The organism is Streptomyces pilosus (assembly GCF_014649835.1).
Taxonomy (GTDB): Bacteria; Actinomycetota; Actinomycetes; order Streptomycetales; family Streptomycetaceae; genus Streptomyces; species Streptomyces pilosus.
The window spans coordinates 213,127-228,272 of record NZ_BMTU01000012.1 but is presented as its reverse complement, the minus strand read 5'-3'; the positions used below and the strand labels follow the sequence as shown (position 1 = coordinate 228,272).

Below are 15,146 nucleotides of genomic sequence, written 5' to 3'. Positions count from 1 at the left end.
TGGAGTTGACCGGTACTAATAGGCCGAGGGCTTGTCCTCAGTTGCTCGCGTCCACTGTGTTAGTTCTGAGACAACGACCGTTGTCGGCTTTGAGCAGAACAGACAATAGAAGAGTGTGCTTGTTCGCTCGAAACCATTAGGGTTTCGGTGGTCATAGCGTAGGGGAAACGCCCGGTTACATTCCGAACCCGGAAGCTAAGCCTTACAGCGCCGATGGTACTGCAGGGGGGACCCTGTGGGAGAGTAGGACGCCGCCGAACAATCTTTGGAAGGACCCCTGGTCACCAGCGTTCAGCTGGGACCAGGGGTCCTTTTTTATTTATGCTTGCGGTACCGAAGACAGGAGTCACCGATGTCCACCAACTCTCCCGACGACCGACCGGAGCGCGACCAGCGGCGACGGGAGAGTGGCGAACGCTCGGACCGTGCTGATCGTGGCGGCCAGCGCGGTGGCCCTCGTCGAGGCAATGACCGCGACCGCGGCTTCCGCAGGGACGGTGACCGTCCGGCCTTCCGTCGCGACGACCGGGACCGTGGCGGCGACCGGGACCGCAGTGGAGACCGCGACCGTGGCGGCGACCGCGACCGCGGTTTCCGCAGGGACGACCGAGCCGGTGGCCGGCCGGAGCGCGGCGGCTTCCGCGGCCGCGAGGACAACCGCGGTGGCGAGCGCGGTGGTTACCGCGGTCGTGACGACCGCAGGGACGACCGCCGGGACGGTGATCGTGAGCGCGGAGACTTCCGTCGCGACGACAGCCGTGTCGGCGACCGGGACCGTGGCGGCTACCGCCGCGACGACAACCGCGGCGGCGACCGCGGTGGTTACCGCGGCCGTGATGACGACAACCGTGGTGGTGGCTACCGCGGTCGTGACGACCATCGTGGTGACCGGGGTGGCTACCGCGGCCGGGACGACCGCGACGACCGCGGTGGCTTCCGGCGCGACGACGACCGTGGCTACGGACGCCGTGACGACCGCCGTGATGACCGTCGTGACGACAGCCGTGGTGGTGACCGTGGTGGCTTCCGTCGTGATGACAGCCGTACCGGCGACCGCACCGACAGCCGTGGTGAACGCGGGGGTTTCCGCCGCGACGACCGACGTGACGACCGCGGCGACCGGGGCGGGTTCCGCCGTGACGACCGACGTGACGACCGCGGTGACCGGGGCGGGTTCCGACGTGACGACCGACGTGACGACCGGGGTGACCGGGGCGGGTTCCGTCGTGACGACAGCCGTGGTGGTGACCGTGGTGGCTTCCGTCGTGATGACAGCCGTACCGGCGACCGCACCGACAGCCGTGGCGAACGCGGGGGTTTCCGGCGCGACGACCGACGTGACGACCGGGGCGGCTTCCGCCGTGACGACCGGCGCGACGACCGGCGCGACGACCGCGGTGACCGGGGCGGGTTCCGTGGGCGTGACGACCGGGACCGTGGCCGTGGCCCGCGCCGTGACGACCGGGGCGGACGACCCGGCGGCTACCGTGGACGGGACGACCGGCCCGCCGGCGGACGCTTCCGCGACGACCGGGACCGCGACCGCGAGCCGATCAAGCGGCTGCCGATCCCCGAGGACGTCACCGGCGAGGAGATCGACAAGGACGTACGGCAGGAACTGCAGAGCCTGCCCAAGACCCTCGCGGAGGACGTCGCCAAGAACCTGGTGATGGTCGCCCGGCTCATCGACGAGGACCCCGAGGGCGCGTACGGCTACTCCAGGGTGGCCCTGCGGCTCGCCTCGCGTGTCGCCGCCGTGCGGGAGGCCGCCGGATTCGCCGCCTACGCCAACCAGAAGTACGCCGAGGCGCTCGCCGAGTTCCGGGCGGCTCGGCGGATGACCGGGACGGTGGAGCTGTGGCCCCTCATGGCCGACTGCGAGCGCGGGCTCGGACGGCCGGAGAAGGCGCTCGACATGGCCGGGGCGCCCGAGGTGCAGAAGCTCGACAAGGCGGGACAGGTCGAGATGCGGCTCGTCGCGGCCGGCGCCCGGCGTGACATGGGGCAGCTGGACGCGGCGATCGTGACCCTGCAGAGCTCCGAACTGGCCTCCCACTCCATCCAGCCGTGGACCGCGCGGCTGCGCTACGCCTACGCGGACGCGCTGCTCGCGGCCGGCCGGAGCGGTGAGGCACGGGAGTGGTTCGCCAAGGCCGTGGAGGCCGACCGCGACGGCAGCACCGACGCCTCCGACCGGCTCGCCGAGATCGACGGTGTGGAGTTCACGGACGCCCTCGACGAGGACGAGCCCGCCGAGGACACCCACACCCCCACCCGGCAGGACACGCAGGACGAGCAGGACACGCAGGACGAGCAGGACGCGCGGGACGACAGGGACTGACGTCCGCGACACCGATCGACGACGAAGGGGCGGGCCTCACCGGGAGGCCCGCCCCTTCGTCACAGGTCGAGCGCCCGCAGCACCAGACCCGACGCCGGCTTGGGACCGAACGACGTCGACTTGCGCGGCATCGTGACACCCTGCCGGGCCAGCTCGCGGACGACGTCCTCGTGCACCGGATGCATCAGCACCGCCGTGCCGCCGTCCCGTTCCGCCTTCTCGACCGTCGCCGCCGTGTCGTGGATGTACGCGATGTGCGCGGGGGAGTCGGGGACGCGCCAGACGTGGTCGAGGAGCGTCGCGTGCAGGACCGTGGCGTCCAGGGTGCGCCAGGCCACCGGGCGGTCAGCCGGGACCGTGCGGGCCAGCAGTGCCGGATCCGGCCGGTCCACGAGGTGGAAGGAACCGTCACCGGCGAGGAGGAAGGCATTGCCCTCCCGGGCCGCCTCGGCCAGGGCGTCCATCGCCCCGGACAGCGGCACGTCGAGACGCCGGACGCGGAAGCGGCCGTCGAGCGCCGCCACGGCGTCCGGGACCGGCAGGTCGTGCAGCAGACGGTGGATGGCACGGACCCGCAGCGGGTAGCGGGCCGTGTCGACGAGAAGCACCAGGCCGTGGTCCCAGGGACCGGGGGAGGCGTGCTCGGCGCGCAGGCGCCGGTAGGTCGCCCAGCGGTGGTGGCCGTCGGCGATGAGCGCCTGGTGTCCGGCGAGTTCCTCCCGGACCGCCGTCAGGTCGGCGGGATCGGTGACGGACCACAGGCGGTGGTGGAAACCGTCCTCCGTGGTGGTCGCCAGCACGGGCCGCTGCCCGGCGGTGCGTTCGATGAGTTCGGCCGTGGCGGTCGCCGTGCCGTCGCCGCGGTAGGTGAGCAGCAGCGGTTCCAGGTTGGCGGACGTGGCCCGCATGAGGTCGGCGCGGTCGGCGACGATGTGCGGCATGACGTCCTCGTGCGGCAGCACGAGCTGCTCGCCGGGGTCGGACACCCGCAGCAGGCCGATGATGCCGCGCTGCACCATGCCGTCCCCGTCACGCTGTTCGTAGACGTACAGGCCGGGGGCGGGGTCGGCGGTGAGGACGCCCTCGGCACGCCAGCGGCGCAGCGTCTCGGCCGCCTGGGCGTTGCGGGCCACGGGCGTGGCGGCTTCGGGAAGAATCAGCCGGACGATGTTGTACGGGTCGGCGGACTGGAGATGGTGCAGGCCGTCGGGGCGGACCACGACGTCGTACGGCGGGGATGTCACGGCGGCCAGGCTGCCGACCCGGTCGGGGTCGTAACGAAGGCCTCGGAACGGGGTGAGTTCCAGGCCCCGGGGCGTCCTTGCCTTCGAGTGACCTGCAGTGTTCATCCCGGCATCGTACGGGTGTCGGTGGCATGGGGGATGATCGGGGGAAAGCCGTCGAACGAGGAGCGATGCGGAATGAGCCGGAGCGTCAGGACGAGGCCCGCGAGCAGTGGGCAGGCCCTGAACGAGGCGTACGACACGGCGCTGCTCGACCTCGACGGTGTGGTCTACGCGGGCGGGACCGCGATCGTCCACGCGGTCGAGTCGCTCGCCACGGCCCGCGACGGCGGCATGCGCCTCGCCTACGTGACCAACAACGCCCTGCGCACCCCTGACGCCGTGGCGGCGCACCTGACCGAGCTGGGGATACCGGCGGAGGCCGGCGACGTCATCACCTCCGCCCAGGCGGTGGCGCGGCTGATCAGCGAGCAGGTGCCGCAGGGCTCCCGGGTGCTGGTGGTCGGGGGCGAGGGACTGCGGGTGGCGCTGCGCGAACGCGGGCTGGTGCCCGTGGAGTCGGCGGACGACGACCCGGTGGCCGTCGTGCAGGGGTACGGCGGGCCCGAGCTGCCGTGGGGCCGGTTCGCGGAGGCGTCGTACGCCGTCGCGCGCGGACTGCCCTGGTTCGCGTCCAACACCGACCTGACCATTCCCAGCGGGCGCGGCATCGCCCCGGGCAACGGCGCGGCGGTGGAGGTCGTCCGCATCGCCACCGGCGCCGAACCGCAGATCGCGGGCAAGCCGCTGCCGCCGATGCACCGGGAGACCATCCTGCGGACCGGTGCGGAGCGGCCCCTGGTGGTGGGGGACCGGCTGGACACGGACATCGAGGGGGCGTTCAACGGCGAGGTGGACTCGCTGCTGGTGCTCACCGGGGTGACGGACGGGGCGCTGCTGCTCGCCGCGCCGCCGCGGCACCGGCCGACGTACGTCGACGGCGACCTGCGCGGGATGCTCACCGGGCAGCCGGAGGTCACCCCGGCCGGCGACGGGTTCCGGTGCGGTGGCTGGACGGCGACCGCCGCGGCCGCGGAGCTGGACCTCGACGGTGAGGGTGCGGCACTGGACGGGCTGCGGGCGCTGTGCGCGGCGGCGTGGACGGACGCCGGTGCCGGGGTGTGCGAGCTGGACGGCCGGAAGGCACTGGCCAGGCTGGGACTGTGAAACCCCTGCGTCACCTGGGAGATGACGCCCACGGATCGTGATCCCATGCCAGGGTAGGCTAACCTAACCGGGTGTTGGTCGAGAGTCCCACCGAACAGCGCGCGGAGACCGCCCCCGCGCCACCGAACCGCCGGGCGATACGCGTCGCCGGGCTGCTCGTCTCCGTCGTGATCCTGGCGCTCGTCGCCCTGGCGAGCATCGCGGTCGGGGCGAAGGAGCTGACCCTGGAGCAGGTGTGGCACGGCCTGTTCCACGCGTCGGGCACCTTCGGCGACGTCGTCGTGGCGGACCGGCTGTCCCGTACCGTCCTGGGGCTGCTGGCCGGCGCCGCGCTCGGTCTGGCGGGTGCGGTGCTCCAGGCACTGACCCGCAATCCGCTGGCGGACCCCGGACTGCTCGGCATCAACGCGGGCGCGTCCGCGGCCGTGGTCACCGCCATCACCTTCTTCGGCGTCACCTCCCTGTCCGGGTACGTGTGGTTCGCGTTCTTCGGTGCCGCGGCGGTCGGCGCGCTGGTGTGGTTCCTCGGCGGCAGCAGGGGCGCGACGCCGGTGCGGCTCGTGCTCGCCGGCACGGCCATCAGCGCGGCCCTGTTCGGCTACCTCCAGGCCATCATGATCCTGGACGAGGCGGCGCTCGGCCGGATGCGGTTCTGGACGGTGGGCTCCCTGGCCTCCGGGAGCGACGAGGCCATCAAGCAGGTGGTCCCGTTCCTGCTGGCCGGTTCGCTGCTCGCGCTGGCGCTCGCCCGGCCGCTGAACGCCATGGCCATGGGCGACGACACCGCCAAGGCCCTCGGCGCCGACCTCAACCGCACCCGGGCGCTGTCCATGCTGGCCGCGACCGTGCTGTGCGGGGCTGCTACCGCCGCCTGCGGGCCGATCATGTTCGTCGGCCTGATGGTGCCGCACGTGGTGCGTTCCTTCACCGGCCCCGACCTGCGCTGGATCCTGCCGTACGCGGCGATCCTGTCGCCCGTGCTGCTGCTCGGCGCCGACGTCCTCGGCCGGATCGTGGCCCGGCCCGCCGAGCTCCAGGTCGGCATCGTCACCGCGATCCTCGGCGGGCCGGTCTTCATCTTTCTCGTACGACGGCGGAGGACGGCCCAGCTGTGAAGACCAACCGCGCGGTGCGGACCCCCGGCGGCCTGTCGGTCCGGCTGGACGTGCGTGCCTTCGCCGTCACCGTCCTGCTGCTGGCCGTGGCGCTCACCGCGAGCGTCGTGCTGATCGGCACCGGCGACTTCCCCATCCCCGCCGCCGACGTGATCAGGACCCTTCTCGGCGAGGGCGACGCCGGGCAGGAGTTCATCGTCAACGAACTGCGGCTGCCGCGGGTGCTGGTCGGGCTGCTGGTCGGAGCCTCCCTCGGCCTGGGGGGCGCCCTGTTCCAGGCCATCTCCCGCAACCCGCTGGGCAGCCCCGACGTGCTCGGCCTCGGCCAGGGCGCGACGGCCGGCGCCCTCACGGTGATCGTGCTGTTCTCCGGCAGCGCCAACGAGGTCGCCCTCGGCGCGCTCGCCGGCGGACTGGTGACCGGGTTCGCCATCTACGTCCTCGCCTGGAAGCGGGGCGTGCACGGCTACCGGCTGGTCCTGGTCGGCATCGGCGTCTCCGCGATCGTCACCGCGGTCAACGGCTACCTGCTCACCAAGTCCGACATCGTCGACGCCGCCCGCGCCGTCGTGTGGATGACCGGTTCCCTCGACGGCCGCGACTGGGACCAGGTGTGGCCGCTGCTCGCCCTGTGCGCCGTGCTCCTACCGCTGGTCCTCGCCAACTCCCGCGGGCTGAAGATGATGGAGATGGGCGACGACGTCTCCTACGCCCTCGGCGTGCGCGTGGAGCGCGTACGGCTGGTGCTGATGCTGTCGGCCGTGCTGCTCACCGCGTCCGCCACCGCCGCCGCCGGGCCGGTCAGCTTCGTCGCGCTCACCGCACCGCAGCTCGCCCGGCGGCTGACCCGCTCGCCGGGCCCGAACCTGGTCGCGTCGCTGTGCATGGGCGCGGCCCTCCTGGTCAGCGCCGACTGGGTCTCGCAGCGGGCCTTCGGCGCCGACCAGCTGCCCGTGGGCGTCGTCACGGGCGTGCTCGGCGGCGTCTACCTGCTGTGGCTCCTGGTCACCGAGCGCAGGGCGGGCCGGATATGAGCGACGGCAGCACCCGCGGCAGCGGGACGAACCACCGAAGGAGCACCGTGAACCGACTGTCCGCAGAGAACGTCACCCTGGCCTACGACCAGCGGGTCATCGCCGAACAGCTGTCGGTGGAGATACCGGACAACTCCTTCACCGTGATCGTCGGCCCCAACGCCTGCGGCAAGTCCACCCTGCTGCGCGCCCTGTCGAGGATGCTGAAGCCGAACGAGGGGCGGGTGCTGCTCGACGGGCAGGTCATCCAGTCGCTGCCCGCCAAGAAGGTCGCCCGCACCCTGGGCCTGCTGCCCCAGTCGTCGATCGCCCCCGACGGCATCACGGTCGGCGACCTGGTCGGCCGCGGCCGCTACCCGCACCAGGGCCTGCTGCGCCAGTGGTCCGCCGAGGACGAACGCGTCGTCCAGGAGTCCATGGCCCGCACCGGCGTCGCCGAGCTGGCCGAACGCTACGTCGACGAACTCTCCGGCGGCCAGCGCCAGCGCGTGTGGATCGCCATGGCCCTCGCCCAGCAGACACCGCTGCTGCTGCTCGACGAGCCCACCACCTTCCTGGACATCCAGCACCAGATCGACGTCCTCGACCTCTGTGCCGACCTGCACGAGGAACACGGGCGCACCCTCGTCGCCGTCCTGCACGACCTCAATCACGCCGCCCGCTACGCCACCCACCTCATCGCCCTGCGCGGGGGGAAGGTCATCGCCCAGGGCGCACCGAACGACATCGTCACCGCGGGACTGGTGGAAGAGGTCTTCGGACTGCGCTGCCAGGTCATCGACGACCCCGAGACCGGTACCCCGCTGGTGGTGCCGGCGGCCCGCACGGCACGCACGCGGCACACGGCGCAGAAGGTCGCAGCTACAGGAGCTTCCTGAGGTGGAACAGGTCACGCAGTCCCGCCTCCAGCCGGACCCGGCCCGCCCCCCACGCCCGGGCGAAGTGCAGCTCGCCGTCGACCAGCGCCACCAGGTCGTCGCCCGTCATCGCGAGCCGTATCTGCGCCCTCTCGCGCGGCGCCCCGGCGAACGTGTCGTGCACGTGGATCCGGCCGTCCTCGAGCCGGCCGGCGAAGGTGACGTCCAGGTCGGTGATGTGGCAGCTCACCGAACGGTCCATCGCCGCGGCCGCGCGGACGTTCCCCTCGGCGCCGCGCATGCTGTCCGAAAGCTTGTCGAGTGCGGCACGGCACTCCTCGATCGTGGCCATCGCGGACGACGGTACCGCAGCCGTACGCGGTAGCGTCGGGGCATGAACGACGCAGCGCCCGGGGTCGGGACCCCGCAGCCGGACACCGGGGAGCCGGAGCACACCGGGCCGCGGGCGCCCGACGACGCCCCCGCCCCGCCCGCTCCCCTGGACGTGCCGCGCACCCCCACCGGCCACCCGGAGGTCGACGCGCACGTGGAGCGGCTGGCCGACGCCGACCACCTCGCCACCGACGGCCATCTCGAGGTGTACGAGGATGTACACCGGGGACTGCGCGACGCGCTCACCGCGCTCGACGCCCGCCCGGGGCCCCCGCCGGAACACGCACACAGGAGCTGAACCCACCGTGGCAGGAGTCGCACGCCGCCGTCTCGACGCGGAGCTGGTCCGCCGTAAGCTCGCACGCTCACGCGAGCACGCCAGCCAGCTGATCGCCGCCGGGCGGGTCAGCGTCGGCAGGACGGTCGCGACCAAACCCGCCACGCAGGTCGAGACCGCCGCCGCGATCGTCGTCGCCGAGGACAGCGGCGACCCGGACTACGTCTCGCGCGGCGGCCACAAGCTGGCCGGCGCCCTGGAGGCGTTCGTGCCCCGCGGGCTGGTCGTCGGGGGACGGCGGGCGCTCGACGCCGGCGCCTCCACCGGCGGTTTCACCGACGTGCTGCTGCGGGCCGGGGCCGCGCACGTGGTCGCCGTGGACGTCGGATACGGACAACTCGCCTGGTCTCTCCGCAACGATGAACGCGTCACCGTCAAGGACCGTACGAACGTACGGGAGTTGACGCTCGAGGTCATCGATGGGGAGCCTGTGGATCTTGTCGTGGGGGATCTGTCCTTCATTCCGCTCGGGCTGGTACTGCCCGCCCTGAAGCGGTGCGTGAAGCCGGACGCCGACCTGGTGATGATGGTGAAACCGCAGTTCGAGGTGGGCAAGGAGCGGCTCGGCAGCGGCGGGGTCGTGCGCAGCCCGCAGCTGCGGGCCGAGGCCGTGCGGGGCGTGGCCGAGCGGGCCTGGGAGCTGGGACTGGGGGCGCGGGGCGTGACGGCGAGTCCGCTGCCCGGCCCGTCCGGGAATGTCGAATACTTTCTGTGGCTGCGGGCCGGCGCTCCGGAACTGGACCCGGCCGATGTTGACCGTGCTGTGGCGGAGGGGCCGAGTTGACCCAGAACCGAGCTCGTACTGTTTTCCTGCTGGCGCACACCGGACGGCCCGCGGCCATCCGCAGCGCCGAGCTCGTGGTCAGGGGCCTGCTGCGCTCCGGCCTGCAGGTGCGGGTCCTGGAGGACGAGGCCCGCGACCTGCCGCTGCCGGAGGACGTGGAGACCGTCAAGGAGGGCACCCCGGAGTGCCTGGACGACTGTGAGCTGCTGATCGTGCTGGGCGGCGACGGCACGCTGCTGCGCGGCGCCGAGTTCGCCCGTGCCTCCGGGGTGCCCATGCTGGGCGTCAACCTCGGTCGGGTCGGCTTCCTCGCCGAGGCCGAGCGGGACGACCTCGACAAGGTCGTCGACCGGGTGGTGAACCGGGCCTACGAGGTCGAGGAGCGGATGACCGTCGACGTGGTCGTGCACCGCAACGGCGACATCGTGCACACCGACTGGGCGCTGAACGAGGCGGCCGTGCAGAAGGTGTCCGCCGAGCGGATGCTGGAGGTCGTGCTGGAGATCGACGGGCGGCCGGTGACCGGGTTCGGCTGTGACGGGATCGTCTGCGCCACCCCGACCGGATCCACCGCGTACGCGTTCTCCGCGGGCGGGCCCGTGGTGTGGCCGGAGGTCGAGGCGCTGCTGATGGTGCCGATCAGCGCCCACGCGCTGTTCGCGAAGCCGCTGGTGACCTCGCCGGACTCGGTGCTGGCGGTGGAGATGCTGCCGCACGTCCCTCCGGGGGTGCTCTGGTGCGACGGGCGGCGGACCGTGGAGCTGCCGGTCGGGGCGCGGGTGGAGGTGCGGAGGGGCGCCGTGCCGGTGCGGCTGGCCCGCTTGCACCACGCCTCGTTCACCGACCGGCTGGTCGCGAAATTCGCTCTGCCGGTGTCGGGGTGGCGGGGCGCGCCGCACTAGCGGTCCCGGAGGGATGGTGTCGTGGCGTCGGCGGGCCGTTCGTGGCCGTCCGCGCGGTTCTCCGCGTCCCTGAGGTGCGCCCACTCCGGTGGGTGACACAGGCGGGCCGGTCGCACTCGCGGGCTTGGACCTCGTAAGGTCGGGTGCGTGCTTGAGGAGATGCGGATACGGTCGCTCGGGGTCATCGACGACGCTGTGGTCGAGCTTTCGCCCGGGTTCACCGCCGTCACCGGGGAGACGGGCGCGGGCAAGACCATGGTGGTCACCAGCCTGGGCCTGCTGCTGGGCGGACGCGCGGACGCGGCGCTCGTGCGGATGGGGGCGAAGAACGCGGTCGTCGAGGGACGGATCGCCGTGCCCGAGGGCGCCGCGGCCGTCGCACGCGCCGAGGAGGCCGGGGCCGAGCTGGACGACGGGACCCTGCTGGTCAGCCGGACCGTCTCCGCCGAGGGGCGCTCACGGGCGCACCTCGGCGGGCGGAGCGTGCCGGTGGGGCTGCTCGCGGAACTCGCCGACGACCTCGTGGCCGTGCACGGGCAGACCGACCAGCAGGGGCTGCTGAAGCTGTCCCGGCAGCGGCAGGCGCTCGACCGGTACGCCGGGTACGCGGTCGCCGTGCCGCTCGGCAAGTACGGCGAGGCCTACAAGCGGCTGCGGGCGGTCGGCGCCGAGCTGGAGCAGATCACCACCCGGGCGCGCGAGCGGGCCCAGGAGGCCGACCTGCTGCGCTTCGGGCTGGAGGAGATCGCCGCCGTGGAACCCCGCGAGGGCGAGGACGTGGAGCTGGCGGAGGAGGCGGAGCGGCTCGGGCACGCCGAGGCGCTGGCGTCCGCCGCCGCGCTCGCCCACTCGGCGCTCGCCGGGAATCCCGAGGATCCCGAGAGCGTGGACGCCGGGACGCTCGTCGCGGGCGCCCAGCGGGCCCTGGACGCCGTACGGGCGCACGATCCGGTGCTGGCCGCGCTGACCGACCGGATCGGTGAGATCGGCATCCTGCTGCGCGACGTCGCCGGGGAACTGGCGGGGTACGCCGACGACCTCGACGCCGATCCGCTGCGGCTCGCGGCGGTCGAGGAGCGGCGGGCCGCGCTCACCGGCCTCGTGCGCAAGTACGGCGAGGACGTCTCCGCCGTACTGGCGTGGGCCGAGCGCGGTGCCGCGCGGCTGACCGAACTGGACGGCGACGACGAGCGGATCGGGGAGCTGACCGCCGAACGCGACGCGCTCCGCGCCGAGCTGGGCGTGCTCGCCCAGGAGCTGACCGACGCGCGCACGGAGGCGGCGGAGCGGTTCGCGGCGGCCGTGACCGCGGAGCTGGCCTCGCTCGCGATGCCGCACGCGCGGGTGTCCTTCGACATCCGGCAGACCGAGGACCCCGAGGGCGTCGAGGTCGGCGGGCGCACCGTCGCCTACGGGCCGTCGGGGGCCGACGAGGTCGAGCTGCTGCTCGCCCCGCACCCGGGTGCGCCGCCCCGGCCCATCGCCAAGGGAGCGTCCGGCGGTGAGCTGTCGCGCGTGATGCTGGCCGTCGAGGTCGTGTTCGCCGGGACCGACCCGGTGCCGACGTACCTCTTCGACGAGGTCGACGCCGGAGTGGGCGGCAAGGCCGCGGTGGAGATCGGGCGGCGGCTCGCGCGGCTGGCGAGGACCGCGCAGGTCGTGGTCGTCACGCACCTGCCGCAGGTGGCGGCGTTCGCCGACCGTCAGCTGCTGGTGGAGAAGACCAACGACGGGTCGGTGACCCGGTCCGGTGTGAAGGTCCTCGAAGGCGAGGACCGCATCCGGGAGTTGTCCCGCATGCTGGCCGGCCAGGAGAACTCGGAGACCGCCCGCGCCCACGCGGAGGAACTGCTGGCGACGGCCCGCGCGGACGCCTGACCGGAACCGTGCCGCACGGGGTTCGCTCCGTGCGGCGGTCCGCCGGCGGCCACCGGCGCCGGCCAGGAAACGGAATCGGCCTCTCCGTCACTCGTACGGGTGATTCGGGGGTGCGGGTGGATTCGGATCCCCGTTTCGGTGGTTCACGTAACCCGCGCGCACCCTGGCATGCTTGACGGAGTACGCGTAGGAAACCGCGCGGTACACCCCCACCGCGCGATCCTTCTGTACGTTCTTCGTGACCGCCCGACCCGAACCAGGAGCCCGGCCACGTGACCCCCGTGAGCAGCCACTCGTCCCTGCGCACCGTGCAGGTGCTGGGCGGTGGCAACGCCGCCGGCGTCGCCCATGTGCGCTCGCTGGCCGCGGGGCTCGTCGCCAGGGGCGTGCGGGTCACGGTGTGCGCCCCCGTGGAGGCGGAACACACCTACGACTTCACCGCGGTGGGCGCCGAGCACGTCCACGTGCCGCGCAGCAGCGACCCCGGATCGGTGGCCGCGCTGCGGGCCGCCTGCACCGGCGCCGACCTGGTCCACGCCCACGGGCTGCACGCCTCCTTCCGCACCGCCCTCGCGCTCGGCGGGCGGCGGACACCCCTGATCGTCACCTGGCACGACCGGGCGCACGCCGACGGGCCCCGCGCGCACTTCCTGCGCGTACTGGAGCGGCGGGTCGTCAGGGCGGCCACCGTGGTGCTCGGCACGACGTCCGCCCTTGTCGACCGGGCGCGCCGCGCGGGAGCCCGCGACGCGCGGCTGGCCGCCGTCTCCCTGCCCGGCCCCCGCACGTCCCCCGCCCCGGACGACCCGGACCGGCTGCGGTCCAAGATCCGGGCCGAACTCGGCGCCATGGGGCGCCCGTTGCTCATCGCCGTCGGCGCGCTGGAACGCCACCGGGGCTACGACGTGCTGCTGGACGCCACCCACGCGTGGCGCCGGCGCGACCCGGCGCCGCTGGTGGTGCTCGCGGGCGAGGGGCCGCTGCGCGCCGAACTCCAGCGCAGGATCGAGGACGAGGAGCTGCCGGTGCGGCTGATCGGCCGGCGCGAGGACGTCGGCGAGCTGCTCGCCGCCGCCGACGTCGCGCTGCTGCCCAGCCGTTGGGAGGCGCGCTCCCCGCTCGCCCAGGAAGCCCTCCACGCGCGGGTGCCGCTCGTCGCGACCCGGGTCGGCGGCATCCCCGAACTCGTCGGTGACGCCGCCGAACTCGTCCCGTACGGCAACGCGCGGGCGCTCGCCGACGCCGTCACGGGGCTGCTGGACGACCCCGGGCGCCGCGAACTGCTCAGGGAGCGGGGCGTGCGGCAGGCGGCCACCTGGCCGACCGAGGACGAGACGGTCACCCAGGTGCTCAGCGTGTACGACGAGCTGACGCGGCCCCGGCCGCTGATCTGACGCCGGGACCGGGCCCTCACGGCACGTGCCGGCGGGCGCGCAGGGCGAGGCCCAGTGCCAGGACCGTCTGCGGGTCGTCGAGGTCGGTGCCCAGCAACTCACCGATGCGGGCGAGCCGGTTGTAGAGCGTCTGCCGGTTCAGGTGCAGTTCGCGGGCCGTCTCCGCCTTGCGTCCCGCGTGGGCCAGATACGTCTCCAGGGTGGGCAGCAGCGGCGGCCTGGAGCGCCGGTCGTGGTCCAGGACCGGCCCGATCGCGCGCTCCACGAACGCCGCCAGGTCCGGATGGTCCCGCAGCCGCCACAGCAGCAGGTCGATGTCCAGCCGGCGGGCGTCGTACCAGGGACGGTCGGGCAGGCCCTGGGCGGCTGTCGCCGTCTCCGCCGCGTGCCGCAGCCCCGTCGACGCCGCCGCCCAGTCGCCGGCCGGACCGACCACCACGACGGGCGGCCCGCCCCCGGGCCGCAGCAGCCCCGCCCGCTCCACCCCGGCCCGCAGCGCGGCCGCCACCCGGCCGGCGACGGCCGGCCGGTCCGCCTCCGCCCGCAGCCCGAGCAGCAGCGGCACCCGCCCCTCCACCGGCCGCACACCGAGCAGCACGGGCACCCCGAGCACGGCCAGTTCCTCGCCCACCGCCCGGGCCAGCACCGCCCAGCCGCCCCCCTGCGGGGACAACGCGTCACCGAGCCGCATCACCACCGGCAGCAGCGGCCCCCCGCCCGGCCGGAAACCCAGCACCCGCGCCTGGGCGGGCGCGTCCGACGCGCCGACGCGGCCCTCGGCGAGGTCGGTGAGGAAGTCACCCCGGCCGCGCGCCGCCAGCTCCTCCTCCTGCCGCGCCTGCATCAGCACCACGGCGAGGATGCCCGCCGCCCGCTCGGCCGCCATCCGGTGCACCGGCTCCGGCGCGCTGCGCACCGGGAGCAGCACCAGCCGCGCCCGCACCCCGCCGCTGCCGGGACCCCCGCCGGGCACGTCCACCAGGACCGAACCGGCCGGCGGATCGTCCCGGTGCCGGTCGCGCAGCCCCTCCCACACCTGGAGCGGATCCGCGCCCTCGGGGCCCTCGCCCGCCGCGTACAGCAGCTGCCCGTCGGTCGTCTCCAGGAACACCGGGTTGCCGCTGAACCCGGCGAGGATCTCCAGGACCTGCGGGACCCCGCCACCGCCGAGCAGCGCCTCGGTGCAGCGGCGGTGCACCTCCTCCGCGCGCTGCAGCAGGGCGTAGTGCCCGTTGACGATCTCGGTGTGGACCTCCTCGGTGACCGTCACGAAGGGCACCTCGCGGTGCAGCTGGACCAGCGGCAGCCCCGCCGCCCTGGCCCCGTCGACGAGGGCCGCGGGCAGCCGGCTGAAACGCGGCCCCAGCTCCACCACGAGCGCCGCGATGCCCCGCTCGGCCAGGGTGCGCACGAACGCCCGCTGCTCCGCCGGGCGGGTGCCGAGCCCGTACCCGGTGGTCAGCAACAGCTCGCCGCCCTTGAGCAGCGAGGCGATGTTGGGCACCTCGCCCGCGTGCACCCAGCGCACCGTGCGATCCAGCCGGTCGGCGCCGGTGAGGATCTCCGGTAGGCCGCTGCGCAGGCCGGGGAGGTCCAGGGCGCGCTGCACGGTGATGCCCGTGGGAGGGGGTGCGCTGGTGTTCATGCAGCGGACGGTACCC

At 73.7% G+C, this 15,146-nt stretch carries 15 protein-coding genes and 1 rRNA gene; 12 read left to right on the top strand and 4 right to left on the bottom strand.

All coding sequences use genetic code 11. The features are described from left to right. Window positions 1–143 precede the first annotated feature (143 nt). A 5S ribosomal RNA gene (rrf, locus tag IE118_RS26515) occupies window positions 144–260 on the top strand. 86 nt (window positions 261–346) lie between these two features. On the opposite strand, the gene IE118_RS33895 is transcribed toward rrf, so the two are convergent. Further along, on the bottom strand, window positions 347–880 hold the full coding sequence (locus tag IE118_RS33895; RefSeq protein ID WP_194545919.1) for a hypothetical protein: 534 nt from the start codon (window positions 878–880) through the stop codon (window positions 347–349). On the opposite strand from IE118_RS33895, the gene IE118_RS33890 reads away from it, so the two are divergent. Together IE118_RS33890 and IE118_RS33885 are read left to right on the top strand one after the other, a co-directional pair. Beyond that, window positions 870–1,670, top strand: coding sequence for a hypothetical protein (locus IE118_RS33890; protein WP_194532080.1), 801 nt, complete (start codon window positions 870–872; stop codon window positions 1,668–1,670). The two genes, IE118_RS33895 and IE118_RS33890, sit on opposite strands and share 11 nt — an antisense overlap. Then, window positions 1,562–2,341: a tetratricopeptide repeat protein gene (locus IE118_RS33885; protein ID WP_194545918.1), complete on the top strand. Its 780-nt coding sequence runs from the start codon at window positions 1,562–1,564 to the stop codon at window positions 2,339–2,341. The genes IE118_RS33890 and IE118_RS33885 overlap by 109 nt, the downstream gene beginning before the upstream one ends. A 59-nt stretch (window positions 2,342–2,400) precedes the next feature. Here the strand turns inward: IE118_RS33885 and IE118_RS26505 are convergent, their stop codons facing one another. Next, a complete protein-coding gene (locus IE118_RS26505) occupies window positions 2,401–3,690 on the bottom strand; it encodes a DUF1015 domain-containing protein (RefSeq protein ID WP_189560560.1) in 1,290 nt (429 codons plus the stop codon). A gap of 72 nt (window positions 3,691–3,762) precedes the next feature. Between IE118_RS26505 and IE118_RS26500 the strand changes: the two genes are divergently transcribed. The 4 genes from IE118_RS26500 (at window position 3,763) to IE118_RS26485 (ending at window position 7,818) form a co-directional block, all read left to right on the top strand. Then, window positions 3,763–4,791 (top strand): HAD hydrolase-like protein, encoded by a 1,029-nt coding sequence (locus IE118_RS26500; RefSeq protein WP_189560559.1) that lies wholly within the window; start codon window positions 3,763–3,765, stop codon window positions 4,789–4,791. A gap of 71 nt (window positions 4,792–4,862) precedes the next feature. Then, a complete protein-coding gene (locus IE118_RS26495; protein ID WP_189560558.1) occupies window positions 4,863–5,906 on the top strand; it encodes a FecCD family ABC transporter permease in 1,044 nt (347 codons plus the stop codon). Beyond that, window positions 5,903–6,940, top strand: a complete 1,038-nt coding sequence (locus IE118_RS26490; RefSeq protein WP_189560557.1) for a FecCD family ABC transporter permease — start codon at window positions 5,903–5,905, stop codon at window positions 6,938–6,940. Before IE118_RS26495 ends, IE118_RS26490 begins: the two co-directional genes overlap by 4 nt. Beyond that, window positions 6,937–7,818 carry an ABC transporter ATP-binding protein gene (locus IE118_RS26485; RefSeq protein WP_189560556.1) on the top strand — a complete coding sequence of 294 codons (882 nt, stop codon included), beginning with the start codon at window positions 6,937–6,939 and terminating at the stop codon, window positions 7,816–7,818. Before IE118_RS26490 ends, IE118_RS26485 begins: the two co-directional genes overlap by 4 nt. On the opposite strand, the gene IE118_RS26480 is transcribed toward IE118_RS26485, so the two are convergent. After that, complete coding sequence (locus IE118_RS26480; RefSeq protein ID WP_189560555.1) at window positions 7,802–8,149, bottom strand: sterol-binding protein; 348 nt, start codon at window positions 8,147–8,149, stop codon at window positions 7,802–7,804. The genes IE118_RS26485 and IE118_RS26480 overlap by 17 nt on opposite strands. Before the next feature lie 42 nt (window positions 8,150–8,191). On the opposite strand from IE118_RS26480, the gene IE118_RS26475 reads away from it, so the two are divergent. The 5 genes from IE118_RS26475 to IE118_RS26455 all read left to right on the top strand — a co-directional run bounded on the left by IE118_RS26475 (window position 8,192) and on the right by IE118_RS26455 (window position 13,485). Further along, the gene (locus IE118_RS26475; RefSeq protein ID WP_189560554.1) at window positions 8,192–8,488 is read left to right on the top strand and encodes a hypothetical protein; all 297 of its coding nucleotides are present in this window, start codon (window positions 8,192–8,194) and stop codon (window positions 8,486–8,488) included. Window positions 8,489–8,495: 7 nt separating this feature from the next. Then, complete coding sequence (locus IE118_RS26470) at window positions 8,496–9,311, top strand: TlyA family RNA methyltransferase (protein ID WP_189560553.1); 816 nt, start codon at window positions 8,496–8,498, stop codon at window positions 9,309–9,311. Continuing rightward, the gene (locus IE118_RS26465; RefSeq protein ID WP_189560552.1) at window positions 9,308–10,213 is read left to right on the top strand and encodes an NAD kinase; all 906 of its coding nucleotides are present in this window, start codon (window positions 9,308–9,310) and stop codon (window positions 10,211–10,213) included. Before IE118_RS26470 ends, IE118_RS26465 begins: the two co-directional genes overlap by 4 nt. 159 nt (window positions 10,214–10,372) lie before the next feature. Continuing rightward, the gene (gene recN, locus IE118_RS26460; RefSeq protein WP_189560576.1) at window positions 10,373–12,091 is read left to right on the top strand and encodes a DNA repair protein RecN; all 1,719 of its coding nucleotides are present in this window, start codon (window positions 10,373–10,375) and stop codon (window positions 12,089–12,091) included. Between the two features lie 272 nt (window positions 12,092–12,363). Next, window positions 12,364–13,485, top strand: coding sequence for a glycosyltransferase family 4 protein (locus IE118_RS26455; RefSeq protein ID WP_189560551.1), 1,122 nt, complete (start codon window positions 12,364–12,366; stop codon window positions 13,483–13,485). A gap of 16 nt (window positions 13,486–13,501) precedes the next feature. Here IE118_RS26455 and IE118_RS26450 read toward each other — a convergent pair whose 3' ends face one another. Continuing rightward, window positions 13,502–15,130 carry a PucR family transcriptional regulator gene (locus IE118_RS26450; RefSeq protein WP_189560550.1) on the bottom strand — a complete coding sequence of 543 codons (1,629 nt, stop codon included), beginning with the start codon at window positions 15,128–15,130 and terminating at the stop codon, window positions 13,502–13,504. Window positions 15,131–15,146 lie beyond the last annotated feature (16 nt).